Source organism: Lactiplantibacillus sp. DA1 (genome assembly GCF_032681335.1).
GTDB lineage: Bacteria > Bacillota > Bacilli > Lactobacillales > Lactobacillaceae > Lactiplantibacillus.
The window spans coordinates 207875-229681 of sequence record NZ_JAWHTQ010000005.1 but is presented as its reverse complement, the minus strand read 5'-3'; the positions used below and the strand labels follow the sequence as shown (position 1 = coordinate 229681).

Sequence of the window (21807 nt, the reverse complement as noted above, 5' to 3'; positions counted from 1 at the left end):
GGCTTAGCTTAATATAAATAATTAAACTGATATATCTTTAAACGTTCGATTTTAGTCTTAAAACAATATTGAATAATTAATCTATTTATGTATTCTTTTCAATTAATTAATCCTGTTTTAAACTGTTAACATCGGTATGCATTCGCACATTACAGGAGTAAGGCATGGAAAAACGAGAACACAAACTATTATTTTATAAATTGAGCGAGCGACTGTTCAACGCCCTTCAAAATAATCTTCAACTGGAAAGACGGCAAGCATTATTGGTTAAACTTGGAATTGACACTGTATTGAATGTCATTCCTAAATTGATAATTACCATTGTCTTAGCATTACTGCTACATGAGTTAGTTCCTGTGTTGGTTTTTATGGGTAGCTTTTTAGTTTTGCGCGGTTTTGCGTATGGACGTCACTTAAAATCAGATTTGTTATGTACGATTCTGACTATCTTTGTATTTGTGAGTGTGCCTTATATGGTTAACTTTACAGTTGATATTCCTGAGATAGGCAGAAGTATATTGGGCCTAGCACTCACTGTGATAATCGGTGTATTTGCTCCAGCGGATACGATAAAAAACCCAATTACATCAAAATCATTACGAAGAAAGTTAAAGAAGCAAGCTATTTTTTTAGCACTGATCTTTAGTGGCTTACAGCTTGTTACTAATAATTATTTTGGAACAATTATTTTAATTTCAATGGTATTAGCAGTTCTATTATTAATGCCATTGAAAGGAGGGAAGACTAATGAAGGAACGAATGTTTAAGTTACTTGGTCATCTTTTTCAGTATGTAGGTGCTAAGCAATTGGTAATGTGTTGTACAGGGTTATTTTTTGAAGTGAAAATCCCAGAAGAATTAAAAAATAAGGATTAGTGTAAAAATAAATGTTAATGGTTATTGTACAAGAAGTTTTTTTGTACTTAATAATTAAATCGTTATTGAGAGACTTATATGTTGTTACACTGATTGATTCAGTATTTCTATCAGTTTGTATTGTAATTAGTTATATATGCTTTTCAACACTAACGATTTATTTTTCCGTTGTAATGTTAGTACTGTTTACCATTTATTCATGGTTCTATGAACGTGATTTTAGCAAGGCAATCAGTATTACGTTACAGGCATTCATACTATCAACTGTTGCAGATCATTTGAGCAATTTACTGATACAGTTATGGAAATTACCCAATAGTTATTTGGTAATATTTGTATGCATACAAATATTAATTGTGTTTTTGATTAATATAATTTTGGCAAAAATGAATATTAGTACCACTTTTGAAAGAAAAAGTTTGAATATAATAACTTCTTTGCTACTAATTATGTTGTATTTGTATATTGTTTTCAGTGAAGGCTGGGAAAATCCAGTTAAGATGATTCTTGGTAATTTAGTGCTTTTGCTGATAATGATTGTTTTATTATTGGTAATTTATAGCGAATATTTAAAGAATGTAAAAACTGAATATGAAGTCCAAAAGCAAAGGACACAAATTCAAAATGATACGCGCTATATGAGTGAAATTGAAGCTCACTATAATGAGCTACGGCGTTTCAGACATGATTATCAAAATATGTTGATTTCGATAGATGAATATTTGAAAACTGATGACTTAAAAGGTTTACAAGAATATTATCAAAAAAATCTTGCCCCAGTTTCACACCGGGTGTTAAAAGAAAAATATAATCTTGAAGATTTGAGTCGGGTCAAAGTGAAGTCAATTAAAAGCATTCTTTTTAGCAAGTTAAGCTATGCACAGTCGCAAGAAATTGAAGTTCATTTTGATTTAAAGGAACCATTAACTGACATTACGGTCAATGAATTGGATTTAGATATTGCATTGGGAATTATGTTGGATAATGCGATTGAAGCATCGGTAGGACATGCTGATGGAGAAATCATGAGCGCCATTTTTATCGAAAAAAATATTACGGTATTCTTGATTCAGAACAATGTTTTTGAACAGTTGCCACCTTTATGGAAGCTGAAAGAAGCGGGTTATTCCACTAAGGGTAAGAATCGGGGGATTGGATTGAATAGTTTAAGTAAGATTGTTAATCGCAACGAGAACATGATACTCGAAACTAGGGTTCTGGGAGCGGTATTCTTACAACGCTTGACAGTGAAGCGAGTATCTCAGAATGATTAATGTCTATATTTGCGAGGATGATCAGAAACAATTGCAACAAATACGGCAAATCATTACGAGGGTAATCGTTGATCAACAGCTAGACATGAGTATCTGTTTGGCTTGCCAAGATCCCCACGAATTGTTAGATAAGGTTAAAGTACAGCAACCTCAAAAGGCAATCTACGTGCTAGACATTGCACTCAACTCAGATATAAATGGCATTCAATTAGCGAGTCAGATTCGTGACATGGGTGGACACAGCAAGATTATTTTTATCACAACGCATACAGAGTTATCTTTGATGGTATTTCAATATCAAGTTGAAGCGTTAGACTTTATTCTTAAAGACTTTCCAGATTCCTTGTATGAACGATTTAACCGTGTTTTACACGTGGCTCAAGAGCGTTTTCAAGCGGAAGAAAATGATCAAGATGACTATATCAAGATTAAAATTGGTGAGACAGTTAGATCTATTAATGTTAAGAGCATTATATTTTTTGAAAGTTCAATGAGTCCTCATAAAATCATTGTTCATTTAGATGATGGCGAGCTGGAGTACTATGGGTTGCTAAAAGATGTGCCAATATTAAGTCCTGACTTTTATAGGTGTCACAAGTCTTACGTTGTTAACTTAAAACGCATTAAGTCATTAGACAAGCATTTACGGCGATTGACAATGTCGGATGGTGAGAAAGTCCTTTGTTCTGCACAAGCCAGTCGTTATTTGGCTAAATGGCTTGCCAAAAAGTAATTATCGCTTAAACAAAGAAGTCACCTGCAGTAGGTAGGTGACTTCTTTGCGGTTTGAGTTAAATTAGGGGTGAAAAATTAACATAATATTTCTCACCAAAGCTAAGGTTACTAGTCACAGGTGGAAGATGAACATAATCATTTCCTAAACCGTTTAAAATCAGGCTTAAAACGATTACACCTAGATTATTCATCCTAAAACGGTCGGTACGTAACTTTCTCAGCGCCTATAATAAAAGTGTATTCACAGGGTACTGGATTTGTTGTGACATTAATAGATGTTCTCATTTCAGAAGATATTATAGTAAATAAGGTTAATGCCAAAATGATGCTCTGTGATGAATTTGAACGAGAGAGGGGCAGATTAGGTATGATTAGGTTATATACACAATCAAGTTGTCATTCTTCTAGAGTTGCACGGCAATGGTTGGAAACGCATGGGATTAAGTTTAAGGAAAAGAATTTTAGTGTTGATTCGCCCACGGTGCAAGATTTAAAACGTATTTTAAGTTTAACTGAGCATGGTGTAGATGATATTATTTCAGCTAGATCTAAAGATTATCCTAAAATTGCAACTAAGTTACCGGAGATGCCATTGAATGAGGCACTTAAACTATTGTGTGAAAATCCGAAGTTATTACGACGGCCCATCATTATCAGTGATAGTAAAATTCAAATTGGGTTTAACGAAGATGATATTCGTCAATTTATTCCACGACCAGTGCGGCGATTAAAGTTTAATGCGATGTTAAATCGTTTAGATGGTAATGAAGATGGAAGTGTGACGAGTAAAAGGATGGTCGAATAATAAACTGTATCTAAAATTTTTTGTGATTGAAAGATGCGACGGAACAGATTCTTATGATAAGAATCTGTTCCGTCGCATCTTTAATAATTTAGTAATTGCTTAGCGTAAAACAATCTAGCAATGGCTGACAGTCAACTAAAACATTAATTGTTGATAATATCAGCAATGTTCATTCCTAGAGCATTGGCAACGCGTGTGCCATAGCTTTTATCGGCTGCATAAAATTGTTTGATTTCGAGTTCTTTGACATTGGGTAAAGTGACTTGACCTAATGCATCCTTGATGGTGTCAATTAAGCGATCCTGCTCGGGTGCTGACATTAAGCGATATAGGTCGCCCGCTTGAGTAGTGTAATCAACCTGATAATGGTAAGGTTGTGCGCGTGTTTCACCATGAACGGAATCGGACGCAAGTGCTGCATCTGGGACTTCTTGTGGGCCATATAGTGAATTAGGCTCATAGTTGACATCAGCGCCTTGATTATCAATTTTCATGTAACCATCACGTTCATAATTATGAACTGGTACAACCGGTTTATTCACTGGTAAATCTTCAAAGTTAGCGCCTAACCGATATCGTTGTGCATCTTTGTAGGAGAACAGGCGGCCTTGTAGTAGTTTATCAGGAGACGGCTCAATACCAGGAACGAAATTTGCTGGCGACATGGCCGCCTCCTCAATATCAGTAAAGTTATTAGTGGGATTTTCATTTAAAGTTAGTTTGCCGACTTTTATGAGCGGATAATCTTTATGTGAAATGACTTTAGTAACGTCAAAAATATCCCATTTATAATTTAGACCATCTTCATAAGGAAGAATTTGAACGTACAGTGTCCACGAGGGATAGTTTTTCTTTTGAATGGCATCATAAAGATCATCCTGTAAATAATCGACATTTTGAACCATCGCTTTTTCAGCCGCCTTAGCAGTCATGTTTTGGACACCTTGGTCTGAGATAAAGTGATACTTAATCCAAAACTGTTCTCCATTCCGGTTAACCCACTTAAAAGTGTGTGATCCGTAACCATTCATTGTTCGATAGGAAGCAGGAAGCCCCCGGTCGCCCATTAAGTAGGTGACTTGGTGCACTGACTCGGGAGAGTGGGCCCAAAAGTCCCATTGCATATTTTGGGTACGACGGTTTGTTTTAGGATCTCGTTTTTGTGAATGAATGAAATCAGGAAATTTCAAAGGATCATTGACAAAGAAGACGGGGGTATTGTTCCCGACGATGTCGTAATTACCTTGCTGGGTATAAAACTTCAAAGCAAATCCCCGCACATCGCGGACAGTGTCAGGATACCCTTTTTCACCGGCTACTTGTGAGAATCTCAAGATAACGGGAGTCTTTTTACCAATACCGTTAAATAAATCAGCCTTGGTATATTGCCCCATATCGTTTTCAAGTTCAAAGATCCCCTTTGCACCAGCACCCTTAGCGTGAACGACCCGTTCTGGAATTCGTTCGCGATCAAAGTGGGCTAATTTCTCTAAGAGATCGTAGTCTTGCATTAATACGGGGCCCCGAGCACCCGCCGTTTGAGAATGCTGATTATTAGCCCATGGTTGACCCGCTTCAGTCGTTAATTTATCTGCCATTTAAATCGCCCTTTTCACATAATTTGCAAGATAGCTCTTGCACAATTTAAACGCTAACACCTTAATAAGGTAAGTTCAATAATTATGCATAGGCAAACTAGTTCTTTTGTTGACATGGTTCAATAGAGTAACTTGTTAGCAATTGTTTTTTTGTTTTGTGAATGATGTTTTTTAGATAATATTAAATGGCCATAACATGCAACATAGCAGTCTATTTATCAATTAATGTGTTATATTTGTCTATCACTATTGATAATTGTAGAATAATAGGTATAAGAAGTATTGCTTTATGATATCGATCCCAAATACTGGGGAAATGTTGTTATCTTAATTAAGCAATTGAAAGAATTTAGGAGGGATTTTATGCATTGGTTATGGGTTTTGATTATTGGTGCCATCATTGGTGCAATTGCCGGCGCTATTACTAATAAAGGTAAATCGATGGGATGGATTAGCAATATTATTGCTGGGTTGGTTGGATCAGCAATTGGTGAAGCTATTTTGGGCTCATGGGGACCGCAATTAGCTGGAATGGCAATCGTTCCTTCAATTATTGGTGGTGTGATTGTAGTTGCAATAACCTCGTTTATTCTGACACGGATGAATTAATAAGGAGATGATTTTGATGATCAAAAATATTTTGAAGTTTTGTCTAGCCGCGATTTTAATCGTAAGCGGTGTTCTTATTGGTGGTACCGTGCTTACTGCTAAGGGAATTGATAACTTGGGTGATAAGCTACAAGATAAGTTACATGGTTAAAAACAAATTTTATGACGAGCCACTGATAAGGGGAATACACAACTTATCAGTGGCTTTTAATCTGGATAACAAACGACTTAGAATGTGTCGTGGGTGAAAACTGACAGAAGAATGGAGCTCAATCTGACGACTGTTAAAAAAGATGAGGTGTCAGCAGATCACAAACATACGGAGAATTAAGGCATTGAGCTGAGGCGTTAAATTAGAATGGCTTACTTAGGAACAACATAAGTGTTATGGCAGTATCCAAAGATCGTGAGTCATAAACTACTTGATGTCGAATAAAAGTAATATTTACTTTTATTAAAAATGAGGGTATGATAAAAATCAAAAAAGAGGATTGCCCTATGTCTAAACTTATTGCAAAAAATGTTTTTCAATTGCCAAAAATGAATCTGTTGTTACTAACAACGTCAGCTTTTTTACTAGCTTTAGACGTTATTTTCTACAAGATAGCTATTGGACCGGCATATTTTCAAGTGTCCTTTGGATTTTTATCAATGGCCTGCATTGGGTACATATATGGGCCAATATGGGGAGGGCTTTTGGAAGTGATCTCAGATGTGTTGAACTTTACTATTTTTGGATCTGGTGCGTTCCAAGTCGCTTTCTTGCTAACGGCCTTTTTAGGCGGCTTTATTGATGGCCTTTTCTTATATCGTAAATCGGTTAATTGGTTATCAGTTATTATGACACAAGTACTGGTGATGCTTTTTGTTAGTTTGATCATGGATTCATGGCTAATATCAATTTTATTTGGCACTAATTTTAAAGTGCTGTTGCTAGGAAGATTAGTACGAGTGCTTATTCAAATACCATTACAAGTGATTGCTATTTTTTATTTCATTAAAGCGTTAGAAAAGCGCCATGTTTTCGACAGAATAAGGCTTCGATAATATTAATAAAATATAGACAAAATCGTTCAGTTTAGGAGCATGACCGTGAATCCGTTGATAACTCCTGGGCCAGGAATTGTCATTGGATTCGAATTAAGCGGAGCAAAATGAAATTTGTGCACGTTTCGACACCAATGCTGTGGAAAATAAAACGCATAAACTACTCAGTGTACTTTGAGTAGTTTATGCGTTTTGAAGTTTTGTTCTAGGTCCTTTGATACTAGACACTAATATTTAGGATATACATGAGACGTACAAAATACTGGTGGCTATTACTGTCAAACGAATAGCCTAATAAGTAGATTAATCATTACTTGGTAAAATGATGCCTTTGGTTTTTAAATTGAGCAAACATTCTTTTAGGTAGCTAGTATTGTGTTCTGGATAAACTGGTACAGTTAATGCGCAGGCGGCCAGATGTTCATAGGGGGCACAAAACTGGCCACGATAATTTGGGTCATACCACATTTTGTTAGGATGGTAGCCGCGAAGTTGCATTTCGTCCATCACTAGTACATGAAACTGGTATAACTTGTAAGGCGGATAGTTGAAGACATAATTAACGGTTGCGTGATTCTTACCCCAACCATTACCTCTCAGTGCAGCAAGCTCACGGTGCTGACCTAGTAATTGTTGTCGAGGCAATTTGTGAATTAATTGTTCATGCCAAAGACGCACAATCCCACACTCCTTTGTTTTGATTCATTAAGTCATGATTCAGATTCAGGTAACCAGAATAAATATGTCAAATGAATGAGGCCTTTAAAGCCCTACTTGTTTTGAAGGACGTTTATCCAAAGTAAATATTTGCGACTATTATAGCATAACAATCATTGTAGAAACTGGTACCAGATTTAAAATGAGGTGCGTATAAATAGCGGATGGCCAAGTATGTTAAACTGGCCAATTTTAATGCTAGGATTGAAGTAATAAAAAATAATATTGTTTTAGGCTGAGTTAATGGTAAATCTGAGTTGCGATTATTCTGATGTTGGATAGGCGTTTAAGCACATGTAAATAAAATTATTATACTGATAAAAAGGGCGTGACGATTGGCAATTCTGAGCGTCATTTTTTTGATCGTGATGATTTTATATTACAATGGTCTCAGAAAACAAGTAAGTTATGGAGGCGATCAAATGAGTGATTTGAATCAGATTAATCGTTACCGATATGTCATTGTTGGTGGCGGGATGGTTGCTGGTTATGCAGTCAAAGGAATTCGGCAGCAAGATCCGAGTGGTGCCATTTTAGTACTCTCAAAGGAAGCTGATGTTCCTTATGAAAGACCTGCCTTGAGTAAGAAATTGTGGTTAGATGATGAGTTTACAGAAGAAAATATCAGAATCGGTGCCGAGAACTATGCGAATGTCACTTTCAAGTTTAACACGACAGTCAGTAAAATTAATCGGCAGGAGCAGACCATTATTGTGAAGGATAATCCGACTGTTCACTATGATCAGCTGTTGCTAGCAACCGGTGGTGAACCACGGCAGATTAGTGGGCCAACTGACCCCCATGTTCTTACTTTTAGGCAATGGTCCGACTATCGCCAGTTACGTAAATTCAGTGGCAAAGGTCAGCATGTGGTGATCATTGGTGGCGGCTATGTGGGCACAGAACTGGCTTCGTCATTGACGCAAAATAATACTAAAGTAACGATGATTTTCCCTGAAAAAGCGTTAGGCGCAGGGAAGTTCCCTGAAAATATCAGAGCTGAGTATGAAGCAACCTTTAAAAACAATGGTGTTGAAATTTTAAGTGGTCAATCAGTAGAGTCTTATCAGCGTCAAGGTGACCATTTAACTGTGGTGACTAAGGATGGTTCAGAGATTACGGCGGATTCTATTATTATTGGTCTTGGCGTGACGCCGCGGGTTGAATTGGCTCAAGATAGTGGGCTCGAACTTGCAGATGGTGGTGTCAAAGTTAATGAGTACTTGCAAACTAGTGATCCTAAGATTTGGTCTGCTGGGGATATTGCTTCATATCCCGATCATCTTTTAGGTCGTCAACGGCTAGAACATGTTGACCATGCGCGGCTATCTGGTGAATTGGTAGGGCAAAATATGGCTGGTGCACATTTAGTTTACAAGCATACGCCGTACTTCTATTCGATGATTTTTGATATCTCATGGCAAGCGATTGGGGATATTAATCCTGAGCACCATCAGATAGTTGATCAGCGTCAGCGGGGAAAAATCGTTTATTTTCTTGATGAAGACAAGCTCGTTGGTGTTCTAATCTGGAATGTTTCGGTAGACCTTGATGATGTGCGAGCATTGATAGCCAATCCACCAGCTAATAATGATGAGTTGATTGGAATGCTTACAGAAAAGTAAAATAGTTTCAACATGAATAGCACTCTAAGGCTAACGTTTCTTCAAGTCTTAGGGTGCTATTTTTGTTTTCATTAAGTACTAGACATTGACTCCAAATATTGTCTAGCTTGATTCAAGCAATTATATTAAATACAGAAAAAATTTAAGATGATCAAGCTGTGATAATTTGTAAATCAGAACGATTGTCATTAAGTGTGTTGGCATCTGGAGAGTGACGAAAAGATCTATTCAACAATCTCAGTCATTAATTTATTCATTAAATTTGTTAATTGATCCCATTCTTGGTTAGTTAAATCTGTATGGTCAACTAATAGACTAGGCAAATCTTTGAGTCCTAGGCGTTCTTGTTCACCCTTTGATGTTAATGCAATCAAGGTTCCTCGCTCGTCGTTTGGATTCCTTTTTCTGGTGACTAATTCTAACTTTTCCATGCGTTTAAGCAACGGCGTCATTGTTCCAGTACCTAAGTTTAGCTGTTGTCCGATCTGTTTAACAGACATACTCTTTTGATCGTATAACACAACGAGTACAAGGTATTGTGGATAAGTTAAGCCATGTTTGACTAATGCTGACTTATATAATCGTTGGATTGCGTGCGATGTGGCATAAACTGAGAAACAAAAATGGTCTTCTAGGGAACGAATTTCTTTTGCTGACATGCGTTCTACGACCTTTCTAAAAAATATTTTGCAACGCGAACGATTTAATCGTTGACAACTATATCGCAAACGATATAATAAACTTACCAAGTAAGTCGTGCACGCTCTACTTGCCGAAGTATAACATAAAAATTGGAGTGTTAGGTATGTCAGAAAAAATTATCTTAGAACCAGCAGCAGAAGATTTCAGTAAAGCGAATGCGCCACATCCTCGGATTTATGAACTAAAACCGTCTGAAGGGCGGAACTTGTTAGAAAAAGTTCAATCTTCGCCAATTGAAAAATACAATGTTGATATTAAAGATATGCTTGCTGATACTGGCAAATGGGGAGAAATTAATGTTCGCATTATTCGTCCGGCCGGTAATTATGGTAAGTTACCCGTCATCTATTATATTCATGGTGCTGGTTGGGTCTTTGGTAGTGCTCACACTCATGATAAGTTGGTACGGGAGTTGGCTGTACGGACCAATTCTGTTGTTGTGTTCCCAGAGTATACGCGTTCGCCGGAAGCTAAGTATCCAACGGCAATTGAACAAAACTATGCAGTGTTGCAACAACTACCTAAATTAGCTGTTAGTGAAAATTTTGATGTTAATCGGTTGACGGTTTCTGGGGATTCTGTTGGTGGAAACATGGCGACGGTGATGACGTTAATGACGAAGCAGCGTCAAGGAATTCGTATTAACCAGCAATTACTTTACTACCCAGTTACAGATGCCAACTTTGATACACCGTCATATAATCAATTTGCAGATAACTATTATCTTACTAAAGAAGGTATGCAGTGGTTCTGGGATCAATACACGACCGATCCACAAGAACGGGCCCAAATTACTGCTTCGCCATTGCGTGCAAGTCTTGATGATTTGAAAGGCCTCCCAGATGCAATGATTCTAAACGGTGAGGCGGATGTCTTACGGGATGAAGGGGAAAATTACGCCAACAAACTGCGGTCAGCAGGTGTTGGCGTGACACAAGTTCAATTCCAAGGTATGATTCATGATTTTGTAATGGTCAATGCGTTGGATAAGACCCATGCAACAAGAGCGGCAATGGATTTATCAACGGCATGGATTATGCAACGGAATAATAAGTAACCCTGAGCATTGGGGACTAATGATAAACGTAAAGCGAGTTATTCAAGTTTAAATCGTTAATGATAAACGAACAAATTATCTATTAGGCGTAGAGAGGACTTGATTAGATGGAACAAAGTGACGAATTACGGCAGCTAACAGCTGAACAATATGCAGTTACGCAGGAAGCAGCTACTGAGCGCCCTTTTAGTGGTCAATATGATCAGTTTGATCAAGCTGGTATATACGTGGATGTTGTGAGTGGTGAGCCGTTATTTAGTTCGCTGGATAAATATGATGCAGGTTGTGGTTGGCCGTCATTTACAAAACCAATTGACTCGACTAATGTAGTCGAGCATCGGGATGATTCGTTTGGGATGCGACGAACAGAGGTCAAAAGTTCGAAGGCCAATTCACACCTAGGGCATGTTTTTCCTGATGGTCCTAGTCAAACTGGCGGTTTACGTTATTGCATTAATTCAGCTGCTCTAAAATTTATTCCAATGGCTGATTTAGCAACAGCTGGTTATGGTAAATATACGTCATTATTTGAATAAAGGGAGATCAAATGTTAGCAACGGCTATTTTTTGCTGGCGGTTGTTTCTGGTGCATGGTGAAATCGTTTGATGAGCAACCAGGCATTAAGTCTGTGGTGGCTGGATATACGGGCGATACCACTGTTAATCCAACGTATGAACAAGTTGCTAGCCTTACAACTGGGCATACGGAAGCTGTGAAGATTACTTTTGATCCTAATGTGATTAGTTATGCGCAATTGGTTGAGATATATTGGCATCAAACGGATCCAACTGATGTGGCTGGTCAATTTCAATACCGTGAGGATAGTTATCGTCCAGTTATATTTGTGAATGGACCAGAACAGCGACAAGTCGCAGAATCTTCAAGAGATTCACTGACAGCTAGTAGCTGTTTTAATGACCCCATTGTTACTCAAATTGAAAATGTAAAACCTTTTTATCCGGCTGAAGCAGTCCATCAAGATTTTTATTGGCAAAATCCATTTCGGTTTCAAATAGAAGAAATGGGTGGACGAGCACAGTTTATTAAACAACGTTGGCAATGTGATAGAAATTAAATTGACCGATGCATCTCGTTTGAAGTTTGAGATGCATCGGTTTTTATGTAGGTTTAAAGCTTATTTGAAGTTTGTACTAAAGGTTGTTAGCTAATGGGATAAAACGACTAGTTATCATAAAACGATTAAAAATGATCTTAAAAAGATTATTGTTCTATTATGCGTCTTAAAAAGATGTTTTATTTGTTGTCAGTAAAAGCTGAATAGACGCGCTGTATCAGTCGTTATTCAGCTTTTTAGATCCTAATCATATTCGTTTACTTATTAATGTTGTAACAACTATAATTAAATGAAATTTATAGAAACTATAATTCTGTTTCGGAAAGGTGAGGCCGATATGATTAAATTATATACACAGACAAGTTGTCATTCTTCATTAGCAGCTCGTCAATGGTTGAGTGCTCATGACATTGCATTTGAAGAAAAAAACTTCAGCACTGATTTGCCAACTGTGGCAGAACTAAAACATGTTCTAAGTCTCACAGAAAATGGGCTAGATGATATTATTTCAAAGCGTTCAAAGTATTATTCAGAAGTGGCGGAACAATTGCCTCAAATGAAGTTAAATGATGCCCTAAAGTTATTAAGTACGCACCCCAAACTATTGCGCCGGCCAATAATTGTAAGCGCGAACAAGATTCAAATTGGTTTTAACGCTGACGATATTCGACAATTTATTCCGCGCGCAATTCGTCGCATGAAGTTTGACGTTATGTTGAATAGGTATGCTTTAGGAGAAATATAAAGTAGTAATTTTGTATTTAGGGTAAAGATATAGTTGCTTAAAGATATGACGGTGTTGATGAATAATAAAAACCGATTACTAGCAAATTCTTGCTGGTAATCGGTTTTAGTTTTAACAGATTAGCTGTATTATAATGCGTTAATGAAGCGCTGTGCGATTTCGAGTGGCCGAGTGATGGCACCACCAACAACGACAGCGTGACAGCCCAAGTCGAGACAACGTTTCATTTTTTCGGGCGTATCGACTTTACCTTCAGCGATAACAGGGCGTGATGTGGCTTGGAGGACTTCCTTTAAGTAGGCAAAGTCATTATCAGCAATGTTGGCACCTGTCGTGGCTGGTGTGTAGCCGTGCATCGTGGTCCCAATAATATCAAAGCCTAACTTATCCGCTACTTTGATGTTCTCGATGGTATCAGTATCAGCCATCAAGAGGGTATCAGGGAATTCTGTCCGCATTGCGGCAACAATCTCAGTCAGTTTTTCTCCATTTGGACGTGGTTGCCCCGTGACGTCACAAGCGACCACAGCACAACCCGTAGCGGCAACCGCGCGCATCTCTTTGATTGTCGGCGTGATGTAGACTGGTGAGTCGGGATAGTCGACTTTACTCAAGCCAATCAGTGGTAAATCAACTTCATCCTGAATGGCCTGAATATCAACAACGGAATTAGCGCGAATACTCGCGGCCCCAGCTTCCTTAGCGGCAAGGGCCATTCGTGACATAATAAATGAACTATGCAGCGGTTCATTAGGTAACGCCTGACACGAGATAATTAATGAGCCCTTAACTGTATTTAAGAATGTATTTTTCATAATACGACCTTCTTTCCTTTGTTTGTCTACATGGTAACGGTATCATAATTTTGTTTAGACGTACATGGTAGCTGGTATTTGCAGTGGAAGTATTTAATCTTGAACTGATAAATATGAGATATTAATTCATATTGTTTGTGAAATATGAATTTACAATTCGTGATTTATACTGATAAATAACTTTTTGAATTGATGGAGGTGAAACTAATTATATGATTAATTGTGTTTGCTATAATAGAGGGGGAGAAAATACAATTAATAACTACCAAGGTGGCTTTAGTGGTTCGAATTAAAAGTGGTGTCAACAGTAGCTTTTGGCGTAACTGGTTGAACCGATGATAATTGACAACTTGAGTAAATAAATTGGTAGTAATAGTGGAGTAGTGTATGGAAAATAAATATCAAAAAGTTAAAGACGCCTTGAAAGAAGCGATTCTTTCGGGAGAGTATGCGATTGATGCAAAATTACCAACGGAGACGGAAATGATGCAACGTTTTGCCGTCTCGCGATATACGATTCGGCGGGCCGTGGGGGATCTTGAAACAGAGCATTTTATCTATCGAATCCAGGGTGGTGGGATGTTTGTTCAGGACTGGCACAAGGATTGGACAACTGAGAGTGATAGTAAGATTATTGGTGTGATTGCAACGCATGTTGCGGATTATATCTTCCCACAAATTATTTATGGCATTGATCAAGTGATTTCGGAAGGTGGTTACTCACTGTTGCTTGGTAATACGCATAATAATCATCAACGTGAACGGAAAAACTTAATCAATATGCTTAATAGCAAAGTTGCAGGATTAATTATCGAACCAACCCAGAGCGCGCTAGACAACCCTAACATGGATTTGTATCAAGAGATTAAAGATAGTGGTATTCCAGTGCTATTCATTAATGCAAGTTATCCTAATTTAGACTTTCAAGCTGTTACGACTAGTGATCAAGCCGCTGAGCAACGAATGATTGAATATTTGTTTGAAATGGGGCACGAGAGCATTCTCGGTATCTTTCAGGTGGATGATATTCAGGGAGTTCACCGTATGAATGGTTTTGTAAAAGCATATCAAGAACAACCTGAGATTTCATACAAAAGTAATATTTTGATGTATCAGTCTGGTGATGCATTTGATAAATTAGCACATCGTTTGGATGCTTATTTACAAAATAATGAGCGGCCAACAGCAATTGCCTGTTACAATGATCAGTTAGCAATTCGGGTGATGGATTATCTTAAAGGACGAGGATTAAAGATTCCTGCTGATATATCGATTGTTGGATTTGATGACTACCACATGTCTCGGTATATGAGTCCAGGAATTACCACGATGAATCACGAGAAGACAACGATGGGTGAGGATACTGGGAGACAAATGCTACGTTTGCTACGTAAACAACCGGTAAAATCGATTGCTTACACGCCTGAGCTGATTGTTCGTGCTTCAGTAGCAGATTTAAATTAACTAGATTAAACCGAATAACTGTTCTAATCATATTTTGATTAGAGCAGTTTTTTGTGATGACAGAAAGTTATGTGTGTATGCGTCAAATCAACAATTAACGAAATATTTATACTGATAAAATAAATTGTTGTTGATTTATACGGATAAATATATTAGACTGTAGTTGTTCGAAAATGAAAGCGGTTTTACGAAGGGGCAATCATAATCAGTGTTGTTGATTAAAATTCGATTCTTTTTGAAAGGGCTTTCTAGATGTTTTGCAATTATTTAACAAATCCAGATATGAGGAGGAACAACTTTGGATAAGCAGAAAAAGGTTTCAAGTAAATTTATTTTCTTCTTTGGTTCGTTTGGCGGGATTCTTTTTGGTTATGACATTGGGGTAATGACAGGCGCATTACCGTTTCTGAAGACCGATTGGGCATTGACTAATGCAACATTGGTTGGGTGGGTGACATCAGCAGTAATGTTTGGCGCAATTTTTGGTGCTGCAATTGCCGGTCAGTTGGCGGATCGACTAGGTCGGCGGCGGATGATCTTGATGTCATCATTGATTTTCGCAGTTGGCTCGATTCTGTGTGGCTTTTCACCTAACAACGGAACTTACTATTTGATTGGCATGCGGATCTTCTTGGGATTAGCCGTGGGTGCTGCTTCTGCACTAGTACCTGCATATATGTCTGAAATGGCACCAGCACGATTGCGCGGTAGTTTATCTGGGATTAATCAGACCATGATTGTGTCGGGGATGTTAATTTCTTACATTGTTGATTATATTCTGAAGGATCTACCCGAGAATATGTCATGGCGGCTAATGTTAGGATTGGCAGCGGTTCCAGCGATTATTCTCTTTCTGGGAGTCTTGAAGTTGCCGGAATCCCCACGGTTCTTAATTAAAGCCAATCGGTTAGACGAAGCCCGTCAAGTTTTATCTTTTGTTCGTAAACCAGATGAAGTTGACAGTGAAGTTAAAGCGATTCAATCAACAGCCCAAACGGAGGCTAACAATTTAGAAAAGACCTCCTGGGCAACCTTGTTCAATGGGAAATATCGGTACTTAGTCATGGCAGGTGTGGGGGTTGCAGCTTTTCAACAATTTCAAGGTGCTAATGCAATCTTTTACTACATTCCGTTAATCGTTGAAAAGGCAACCGGTAGTGCGGCAAGTTCAGCACTAATGTGGCCAATTGTTCAAGGCATCCTATTAGTTTTAGGATCATTACTTTACATTTGGATTGCTGAAAAATTCAATCGGCGGACTTTATTGATGTTGGGCGGTTCCGTCATGGCATTATCATTCCTGCTACCAGCTGTTATTAATAGTTTGGTACCGAATGCCAGTCCAATGATGATTGTCGTCTTCTTATCGATTTACGTGGCTTTCTACTCATTTACTTGGGCACCATTGACTTGGGTGCTCGTGGGTGAAGTCTTTCCGCTTGCAGTTCGCGGTCGGGCATCAGGCTTAGCTTCTTCATTCAATTGGATTGGGTCATGGGCTGTGGGGTTATTATTCCCAATTATGACGGCTTCAATGTCACAAGAAGCAGTTTTTGCGGTGTTCGGTGTGATCTGTGTATTAGGAGTGCTATTCGTTCGATTCTGTGTTCCAGAAACTCGTGGTCACTCACTTGAAGAGATTGAAGCAGCAGGAACGAATCATCACAAACAAGCACCCGTACAACAAGCGAGTCATTAATTAGGAGGCAAGTCAGATGAATTTAGTTGAAACAGCCGAAGCGATTGAAACTGGCCAAGTTTCTTTAGGAATTGAGCTTGGCTCAACTCGAATTAAAGCCGTTTTGATCACGGACGATTTTAATACGATTGCTTCGGGAAGTTACGTTTGGGAAAACCAATTTGTTGATGGTACTTGGACTTACGCACTTGAAGATGTCTGGACCGGAATTCAACAAAGTTATACGCAATTAGCAGCGGATGTCCGCAGTAAATATCACATGAGTTTGAAGCATATCAATGCTATTGGCATTAGTGCCATGATGCACGGATACCTAGCATTTGATCAACAAGCGAAATTATTAGTTCCGTTTCGGACTTGGCGTAATAACATTACGGGGCAAGCAGCAGATGAATTGACCGAATTATTTGATTTCAACATTCCACAACGGTGGAGTATCGCGCACTTATACCAGGCAATTTTAAACGATGAAGCGCACGTTAAACAGGTGGACTTCATAACAACGCTGGCTGGTTATGTAACCTGGAAACTGTCGGGGGAGAAAGTTCTTGGAATCGGTGATGCGTCTGGCGTTTTCCCAATTGATGAAACGGCTGACACATACAATCAGACGATGTTAACCAAGTTTAGCCAACTTGACAAGGTTACACCGTATTCATGGGATATCCGGCATATTTTACCGCGGGTTTTACCAGCGGGAGCCATTGCTGGAAAGTTAACGGCTGCCGGGGCGAGCTTACTTGATCAGAGCGGCACGCTCGAAGCTGGCAGTGTTATTGCACCGCCAGAAGGGGATGCCGGAACAGGAATGGTCGGTACGAACAGCGTCCGTAAACGCACAGGTAACATCTCGGTGGGAACCTCAGCGTTTTCGATGAACGTTCTGGATAAACCATTGTCTAAAGTTTATCGCGATATTGATATTGTTATGACGCCAGATGGGTCACCAGTTGCAATGGTGCATGTTAATAATTGCTCGTCGGATATTAATGCTTGGGCAACGATTTTTCGTGAGTTTGCAGCCCGGTTGGGAATGGAATTGAAACCGGATCGACTATATGAAACGTTATTCTTGGAATCAACTCGCGCTGATGCGGATGCCGGCGGGTTGGCTAACTATAGTTATCAATCCGGTGAGAATATTACTAAGATTCAAGCTGGTCGGCCACTATTTGTACGGACACCAAACAGTAAATTTAGTTTACCGAACTTTATGTTGACCCAATTATATGCGGCGTTCGCACCCCTCCAACTTGGTATGGATATTCTGGTTAACGAAGAACATGTTCAAACGGATGTTATGATTGCACAGGGCGGATTGTTCCGAACGCCGGTAATTGGCCAACAAGTATTGGCCAACGCACTGAACATTCCGATTACTGTAATGAGTACTGCTGGTGAAGGTGGCCCATGGGGGATGGCAGTGTTAGCCAACTTTGCTTGTCGGCAAACTGCAATGAACCTAGAAGATTTCTTGGATCAAGAAGTCTTTAAAGAGCCAGAAAGTATGACGTTGAGTCCAGAACCGGAACGGGTGGCTGGATATCGTGAATTTATTCAACGTTATCAAGCTGGTTTACCAGTTGAAGCAGCGGCTGGGCAAGCAATCAAAGATTAGAGAAGAGGATTAATAGAATGCTAGAAGCACTAAAACAAGAAGTTTACGAAGCCAATATGCAACTTCCAAAGTTAGACTTAGTTACCTTTACTTGGGGTAATGTTTCGGGTATTGATCGGGAAAAAGGCTTATTTGTTATCAAACCATCTGGCGTTGACTATGACGAATTAAAACCAAGTGATTTAGTGGTTGTTAATTTAAAGGGCGAAGTGGTTGAAGGTGAACTAAATCCCTCCAGCGATACGCCGACTCATACGGTGTTATATAACGCTTTTCCTAATATTGGCGGAATTGTCCATACTCATTCGCCATGGGCAGTTGCGTATGCAGCTGCTCAAATGGATGTACCAGCTATGAACACGACCCATGCTGATACGTTCTATGGTGACGTGCCGGCCGCGGATGCGCTGACTAAGGAAGAAATTGAAGCAGATTATGAAGGCAATACGGGTAAAACCATTGTGAAGACGTTCCAAGAACGGGGCCTCGATTATGAAGCTGTACCAGCCTCATTAGTCAGCCAGCACGGCCCATTTGCTTGGGGACCAACGCCAGCTAAAGCCGTTTACAATGCTAAAGTGTTGGAAGTGGTTGCCGAAGAAGATTATCATACTGCGCAATTGACCCGTGCAAGTAGCGAATTGCCACAATATTTATTAGATAAGCATTATTTACGTAAGCATGGTGCAAGTGCCTATTATGGTCAAAATAATGCGCACTCTAAGGATCATGCAGTTCGCAAGTAATAAGGATTAGTTGAATTAAAAAAAACATACAAATAGACGAGGAGTGCTTAATTATGTTATCAGTACCTGATTATGAGTTTTGGTTTGTTACCGGTTCACAACACCTTTATGGTGAAGAACAATTGAAGTCTGTTGCTGAGGATGCGCAAGATATTGCGGATAAATTGAATGCAAGCGGCAAGTTACCTTATAAAGTAGTCTTTAAAGATGTTATGACGACGGCTGAAAGTATCACCAACTTTATGAAAGAAGTTAATTACAATGATAAGGTAGCCGGTGTTATTACTTGGATGCACACATTCTCACCAGCTAAGAACTGGATTCGTGGGACTGAATTATTACAAAAACCATTATTACACTTAGCAACGCAATATTTGAATAATATTCCATATGCAGACATTGACTTTGATTACATGAACCTTAACCAAAGTGCCCATGGCGACCGCGAGTATGCCTACATTAACGCCCGGTTGCAGAAACATAATAAGATTGTTTACGGCTATTGGGGCGATGAAGATGTGCAAGAACAGATTGCGCGTTGGGAAGATGTCGCAGTAGCGTACAATGAGAGCTTTAAAGTTAAGGTTGCTCGTTTTGGCGACACGATGCGTAATGTGGCCGTTACTGAAGGTGACAAGGTTGAAGCTCAAATTAAGATGGGCTGGACAGTTGACTATTATGGTATCGGTGACCTAGTTGAAGAGATTAATAAGGTTTCGGATGCTGACATTGATAAGGAATACGCTGACTTGGAGTCTCGGTATGAGATGGTACAAGGCGATAACGATGCGGACACGTATAAACATTCAGTTCGGGTTCAATTGGCACAATATCTTGGTATTAAGCGGTTCCTAGAAAGAGGCGGTTACACGGCCTTTACCACGAACTTTGAAGATCTTTGGGGGATGGAACAATTACCTGGTCTAGCTTCGCAATTATTAATTCGTGATGGATATGGTTTTGGTGCTGAAGGCGACTGGAAGACGGCTGCTTTAGGACGGGTTATGAAGATTATGTCTCACAACAAGCAAACCGCCTTTATGGAAGACTACACGTTAGACTTGCGTCATGGTCATGAAGCTATCTTAGGTTCACACATGTTGGAAGTTGATCCTTCGATTGCAAGTGATAAGCCACGGGTTGAAGTTCATCCATTGGATATCGGTGGTAAAGCTGATCCTGCTCGCCTAGTATTTACTGGTTCAGAAGGTGAAGCAATTGATGTCACCGTTGCCGATTTCCGTGATGGGTTCAAGATGATTAGCTACGCCGTAGATGCGAATAAGCCAGAAGCCGAAACACCTAATTTACCAGTTGCTAAGCAATTATGGACTCCAAAGATGGGTTTAAAGAAGGGTGCACTAGAATGGATGCAAGCTGGTGGTGGTCACCACACGATGCTGTCCTTCTCGTTAACTGAAGAACAAATGGAAGACTATGCCACCATGGTTGGTATGACTAAGGCGTTTCTGAAGTAAATTTAATATTGCAAAATGGTTGTGGCTACTGTTGGTAACCGCAACCATTTTTATCAAGAAGTGGAGTGATGGCTGTGATCAAGAGTGAAAAGGCAAAAATGATTGCTGGTGAGTTATTTAATGTTTATGACCCTGAACTGATTAGTGAACGAGCGGTGGCGCGGCAACAAATAGAAGCCTTCAACCAGCTCGGTGAGACGAATCCCCAAAAAAGCCAACAAATAATTAAACGATTATTTGGCGCGACTGGTGATAAGATTGAGGTTCATGCCACCTTTCGTTGTGATTACGGGTATAACTTATTCGTTGGTGAAGACTTTTTTGCCAATTATGATTGCGTGATTTTAGATGTGGCCCCGATTAAGATTGGCAAACACTGTCTATTAGGTCCAAAAGTACAAATTTATTCTGTAAACCATCCTGATGACCCCCAGTTACGACGCAACGGTGCCATGGGGATTGGTAAGCCTGTGAATCTAGGAGATGATTTGTGGGTTGGGGGTGGTGCGATTATTTGTCCAGGGGTCACGTTGGGAAATAATGTGATTGTTGCTGCGGGTAGTGTGGTTACTAAGTCCTTTGGGGATAACGTGGTTGTTGGTGGAAATCCAGCGCGGGTGATTCGGGGATTATAAGAAGGATTAGTGATTGTTATTGAACGTGTAATTTGAAAATGTGATCTTTAATGTAGTCGCTTATCTGCTTGAGGTGAGAAAATGCAAAATAAAGATTTAGACATTGACGCTCGTGTCAAAAATGCAGTTTTAGGGCTGCCATTACTAAAACCTGATGAACAAAATCGCTGCTTGGGGACTTTTTATGAGCGGATCGAGCTTAAAATAACGTTTAGTGAAGCAATGCGTTATGATTGGATGGTGATTCTTGAGAAGGTTATAAAAAAGAAACGTAATTATCAACTATTATTTAATGGTCGTCTTGATATGGATGTTTTGGGACAATACATCAGATTAGCTAATCGGTGTGCAATGCCATTTGCAATCAAGAACAGTCGGCATTATCATCAGGATGCAGAAAGTGCTGCAATTATTTTGTGTGCTGATTATGCGCTGAATCGCGAAGAAATTGATATTATGAAGCGTTACCCGCAATACTAATAAAAT

At 39.2% G+C, this 21807-nt stretch carries 23 protein-coding genes and 1 pseudogene; 20 read left to right on the top strand and 4 right to left on the bottom strand.

Going from position 1 to position 21807, the window contains the following annotated elements:
• Positions 1–164: 164 nt before the first annotated feature.
• The 5 genes from RXV91_RS09640 to RXV91_RS09620 all read left to right on the top strand — a co-directional run bounded on the left by RXV91_RS09640 (position 165) and on the right by RXV91_RS09620 (position 3690).
• Positions 165–767 (top strand): accessory gene regulator AgrB, encoded by a 603-nt coding sequence (locus tag RXV91_RS09640; RefSeq protein WP_316439686.1) that lies wholly within the window; start codon positions 165–167, stop codon positions 765–767.
• Complete coding sequence (locus RXV91_RS09635; RefSeq protein ID WP_131510691.1) at positions 748–876, top strand: cyclic lactone autoinducer peptide; 129 nt, start codon at positions 748–750, stop codon at positions 874–876. The genes RXV91_RS09640 and RXV91_RS09635 overlap by 20 nt, the downstream gene beginning before the upstream one ends.
• Before the next feature lie 386 nt (positions 877–1262).
• Positions 1263–2150, top strand: coding sequence for a GHKL domain-containing protein (locus RXV91_RS09630; RefSeq protein ID WP_316439741.1), 888 nt, complete (start codon positions 1263–1265; stop codon positions 2148–2150).
• Entirely contained in the window at positions 2143–2883 is a 741-nt protein-coding gene (locus RXV91_RS09625) for a LytTR family DNA-binding domain-containing protein (protein WP_316439685.1), read from the top strand. The genes RXV91_RS09630 and RXV91_RS09625 overlap by 8 nt, the downstream gene beginning before the upstream one ends.
• 369 nt (positions 2884–3252) lie before the next feature.
• Positions 3253–3690: a Spx/MgsR family RNA polymerase-binding regulatory protein gene (locus tag RXV91_RS09620; protein ID WP_316439684.1), complete on the top strand. Its 438-nt coding sequence runs from the start codon at positions 3253–3255 to the stop codon at positions 3688–3690.
• Positions 3691–3833: 143 nt separating this feature from the next.
• On the opposite strand, the gene RXV91_RS09615 is transcribed toward RXV91_RS09620, so the two are convergent.
• Positions 3834–5288: a catalase gene (locus tag RXV91_RS09615; protein ID WP_316439682.1), complete on the bottom strand. Its 1455-nt coding sequence runs from the start codon at positions 5286–5288 to the stop codon at positions 3834–3836.
• A gap of 363 nt (positions 5289–5651) precedes the next feature.
• Here RXV91_RS09615 and RXV91_RS09610 point away from each other — a divergent pair, with 363 nt between their 5' ends.
• From RXV91_RS09610 to RXV91_RS09600, 3 genes are all read left to right on the top strand, one after another.
• Positions 5652–5897 (top strand): GlsB/YeaQ/YmgE family stress response membrane protein, encoded by a 246-nt coding sequence (locus tag RXV91_RS09610; RefSeq protein ID WP_021730292.1) that lies wholly within the window; start codon positions 5652–5654, stop codon positions 5895–5897.
• Positions 5898–5913: 16 nt separating this feature from the next.
• Positions 5914–6048, top strand: coding sequence for a hypothetical protein (locus tag RXV91_RS09605; protein WP_021730291.1), 135 nt, complete (start codon positions 5914–5916; stop codon positions 6046–6048).
• A 347-nt stretch (positions 6049–6395) separates the two neighbouring features.
• A complete protein-coding gene (locus RXV91_RS09600) occupies positions 6396–6944 on the top strand; it encodes a folate family ECF transporter S component (RefSeq protein WP_033611561.1) in 549 nt (182 codons plus the stop codon).
• A gap of 303 nt (positions 6945–7247) precedes the next feature.
• Here RXV91_RS09600 and RXV91_RS09595 read toward each other — a convergent pair whose 3' ends face one another.
• Positions 7248–7622, bottom strand: coding sequence for a TIGR02328 family protein (locus tag RXV91_RS09595; RefSeq protein WP_316439681.1), 375 nt, complete (start codon positions 7620–7622; stop codon positions 7248–7250).
• A gap of 461 nt (positions 7623–8083) precedes the next feature.
• Here RXV91_RS09595 and RXV91_RS09590 point away from each other — a divergent pair, with 461 nt between their 5' ends.
• Positions 8084–9286 carry an NAD(P)/FAD-dependent oxidoreductase gene (locus RXV91_RS09590; protein WP_316439680.1) on the top strand — a complete coding sequence of 401 codons (1203 nt, stop codon included), beginning with the start codon at positions 8084–8086 and terminating at the stop codon, positions 9284–9286.
• Positions 9287–9510: 224 nt separating this feature from the next.
• Here the strand turns inward: RXV91_RS09590 and RXV91_RS09585 are convergent, their stop codons facing one another.
• Positions 9511–9945 (bottom strand): MarR family transcriptional regulator, encoded by a 435-nt coding sequence (locus RXV91_RS09585; protein WP_316439679.1) that lies wholly within the window; start codon positions 9943–9945, stop codon positions 9511–9513.
• 146 nt (positions 9946–10091) lie between these two features.
• Between RXV91_RS09585 and RXV91_RS09580 the strand changes: the two genes are divergently transcribed.
• The 4 genes and pseudogenes from RXV91_RS09580 (at position 10092) to RXV91_RS09565 (ending at position 12866) form a co-directional block, all read left to right on the top strand.
• A complete protein-coding gene (locus RXV91_RS09580) occupies positions 10092–11045 on the top strand; it encodes an alpha/beta hydrolase (protein ID WP_316439678.1) in 954 nt (317 codons plus the stop codon).
• Between the two features lie 107 nt (positions 11046–11152).
• On the top strand, positions 11153–11581 hold the full coding sequence (msrB, locus tag RXV91_RS09575) for a peptide-methionine (R)-S-oxide reductase MsrB (RefSeq protein ID WP_316439677.1): 429 nt from the start codon (positions 11153–11155) through the stop codon (positions 11579–11581).
• 30 nt (positions 11582–11611) lie between these two features.
• Positions 11612–12121 (top strand): annotated as a pseudogene (msrA, locus tag RXV91_RS09570) (peptide-methionine (S)-S-oxide reductase MsrA); the annotation flags it as partial.
• Positions 12122–12458: 337 nt separating this feature from the next.
• Complete coding sequence (locus tag RXV91_RS09565; RefSeq protein ID WP_033611565.1) at positions 12459–12866, top strand: Spx/MgsR family RNA polymerase-binding regulatory protein; 408 nt, start codon at positions 12459–12461, stop codon at positions 12864–12866.
• Positions 12867–12994: 128 nt separating this feature from the next.
• Here the strand turns inward: RXV91_RS09565 and RXV91_RS09560 are convergent, their stop codons facing one another.
• Entirely contained in the window at positions 12995–13681 is a 687-nt protein-coding gene (locus tag RXV91_RS09560; RefSeq protein ID WP_316439676.1) for an N-acetylmannosamine-6-phosphate 2-epimerase, read from the bottom strand.
• Between the two features lie 387 nt (positions 13682–14068).
• On the opposite strand from RXV91_RS09560, the gene RXV91_RS09555 reads away from it, so the two are divergent.
• From RXV91_RS09555 to RXV91_RS09525, 7 genes are all read left to right on the top strand, one after another.
• The gene (locus tag RXV91_RS09555; protein WP_033611569.1) at positions 14069–15145 is read left to right on the top strand and encodes a GntR family transcriptional regulator; all 1077 of its coding nucleotides are present in this window, start codon (positions 14069–14071) and stop codon (positions 15143–15145) included.
• 298 nt (positions 15146–15443) lie between these two features.
• The gene (locus tag RXV91_RS09550; protein WP_316439675.1) at positions 15444–16844 is read left to right on the top strand and encodes a sugar porter family MFS transporter; all 1401 of its coding nucleotides are present in this window, start codon (positions 15444–15446) and stop codon (positions 16842–16844) included.
• A gap of 16 nt (positions 16845–16860) precedes the next feature.
• Positions 16861–18462, top strand: a complete 1602-nt coding sequence (locus RXV91_RS09545; RefSeq protein WP_316439674.1) for an FGGY-family carbohydrate kinase — start codon at positions 16861–16863, stop codon at positions 18460–18462.
• 17 nt (positions 18463–18479) lie between these two features.
• Positions 18480–19208, top strand: a complete 729-nt coding sequence (locus RXV91_RS09540; protein ID WP_033611572.1) for an L-ribulose-5-phosphate 4-epimerase — start codon at positions 18480–18482, stop codon at positions 19206–19208.
• Between the two features lie 53 nt (positions 19209–19261).
• Entirely contained in the window at positions 19262–20686 is a 1425-nt protein-coding gene (araA, locus tag RXV91_RS09535) for an L-arabinose isomerase (protein ID WP_316439673.1), read from the top strand.
• A 74-nt stretch (positions 20687–20760) separates the two neighbouring features.
• Positions 20761–21321, top strand: coding sequence for a sugar O-acetyltransferase (locus RXV91_RS09530; protein WP_316439672.1), 561 nt, complete (start codon positions 20761–20763; stop codon positions 21319–21321).
• A gap of 81 nt (positions 21322–21402) precedes the next feature.
• Positions 21403–21801 (top strand): YueI family protein, encoded by a 399-nt coding sequence (locus RXV91_RS09525; protein WP_316439671.1) that lies wholly within the window; start codon positions 21403–21405, stop codon positions 21799–21801.
• Positions 21802–21807: the final 6 nt, after the last annotated feature.

What these genes read in the sequence shown, in the direction of transcription:
- RXV91_RS09640 (WP_316439686.1), top strand. Translation starts at nt 165, where the DNA reads ATGGAAAAACGAGAACACAAACTATTATTTTATAAATTGAGCGAGCGA.
- RXV91_RS09635 (WP_131510691.1), top strand. Translation starts at nt 748, where the DNA reads ATGAAGGAACGAATGTTTAAGTTACTTGGTCATCTTTTTCAGTATGTA.
- RXV91_RS09630 (WP_316439741.1), top strand. Translation starts at nt 1,263, where the DNA reads ATGAATATTAGTACCACTTTTGAAAGAAAAAGTTTGAATATAATAACT.
- RXV91_RS09625 (WP_316439685.1), top strand. Translation starts at nt 2,143, where the DNA reads ATGATTAATGTCTATATTTGCGAGGATGATCAGAAACAATTGCAACAA.
- RXV91_RS09620 (WP_316439684.1), top strand. Translation starts at nt 3,253, where the DNA reads ATGATTAGGTTATATACACAATCAAGTTGTCATTCTTCTAGAGTTGCA.
- RXV91_RS09615 (WP_316439682.1), bottom strand. Translation starts at nt 5,288, where the DNA reads ATGGCAGATAAATTAACGACTGAAGCGGGTCAACCATGGGCTAATAAT.
- RXV91_RS09610 (WP_021730292.1), top strand. Translation starts at nt 5,652, where the DNA reads ATGCATTGGTTATGGGTTTTGATTATTGGTGCCATCATTGGTGCAATT.
- RXV91_RS09605 (WP_021730291.1), top strand. Translation starts at nt 5,914, where the DNA reads ATGATCAAAAATATTTTGAAGTTTTGTCTAGCCGCGATTTTAATCGTA.
- RXV91_RS09600 (WP_033611561.1), top strand. Translation starts at nt 6,396, where the DNA reads ATGTCTAAACTTATTGCAAAAAATGTTTTTCAATTGCCAAAAATGAAT.
- RXV91_RS09590 (WP_316439680.1), top strand. Translation starts at nt 8,084, where the DNA reads ATGAGTGATTTGAATCAGATTAATCGTTACCGATATGTCATTGTTGGT.
- RXV91_RS09585 (WP_316439679.1), bottom strand. Translation starts at nt 9,945, where the DNA reads ATGTCAGCAAAAGAAATTCGTTCCCTAGAAGACCATTTTTGTTTCTCA.
- RXV91_RS09580 (WP_316439678.1), top strand. Translation starts at nt 10,092, where the DNA reads ATGTCAGAAAAAATTATCTTAGAACCAGCAGCAGAAGATTTCAGTAAA.
- msrB (WP_316439677.1), top strand. Translation starts at nt 11,153, where the DNA reads ATGGAACAAAGTGACGAATTACGGCAGCTAACAGCTGAACAATATGCA.
- RXV91_RS09565 (WP_033611565.1), top strand. Translation starts at nt 12,459, where the DNA reads ATGATTAAATTATATACACAGACAAGTTGTCATTCTTCATTAGCAGCT.
- RXV91_RS09560 (WP_316439676.1), bottom strand. Translation starts at nt 13,681, where the DNA reads ATGAAAAATACATTCTTAAATACAGTTAAGGGCTCATTAATTATCTCG.
- RXV91_RS09555 (WP_033611569.1), top strand. Translation starts at nt 14,069, where the DNA reads ATGGAAAATAAATATCAAAAAGTTAAAGACGCCTTGAAAGAAGCGATT.
- RXV91_RS09545 (WP_316439674.1), top strand. Translation starts at nt 16,861, where the DNA reads ATGAATTTAGTTGAAACAGCCGAAGCGATTGAAACTGGCCAAGTTTCT.
- RXV91_RS09540 (WP_033611572.1), top strand. Translation starts at nt 18,480, where the DNA reads ATGCTAGAAGCACTAAAACAAGAAGTTTACGAAGCCAATATGCAACTT.
- araA (WP_316439673.1), top strand. Translation starts at nt 19,262, where the DNA reads ATGTTATCAGTACCTGATTATGAGTTTTGGTTTGTTACCGGTTCACAA.
- RXV91_RS09525 (WP_316439671.1), top strand. Translation starts at nt 21,403, where the DNA reads ATGCAAAATAAAGATTTAGACATTGACGCTCGTGTCAAAAATGCAGTT.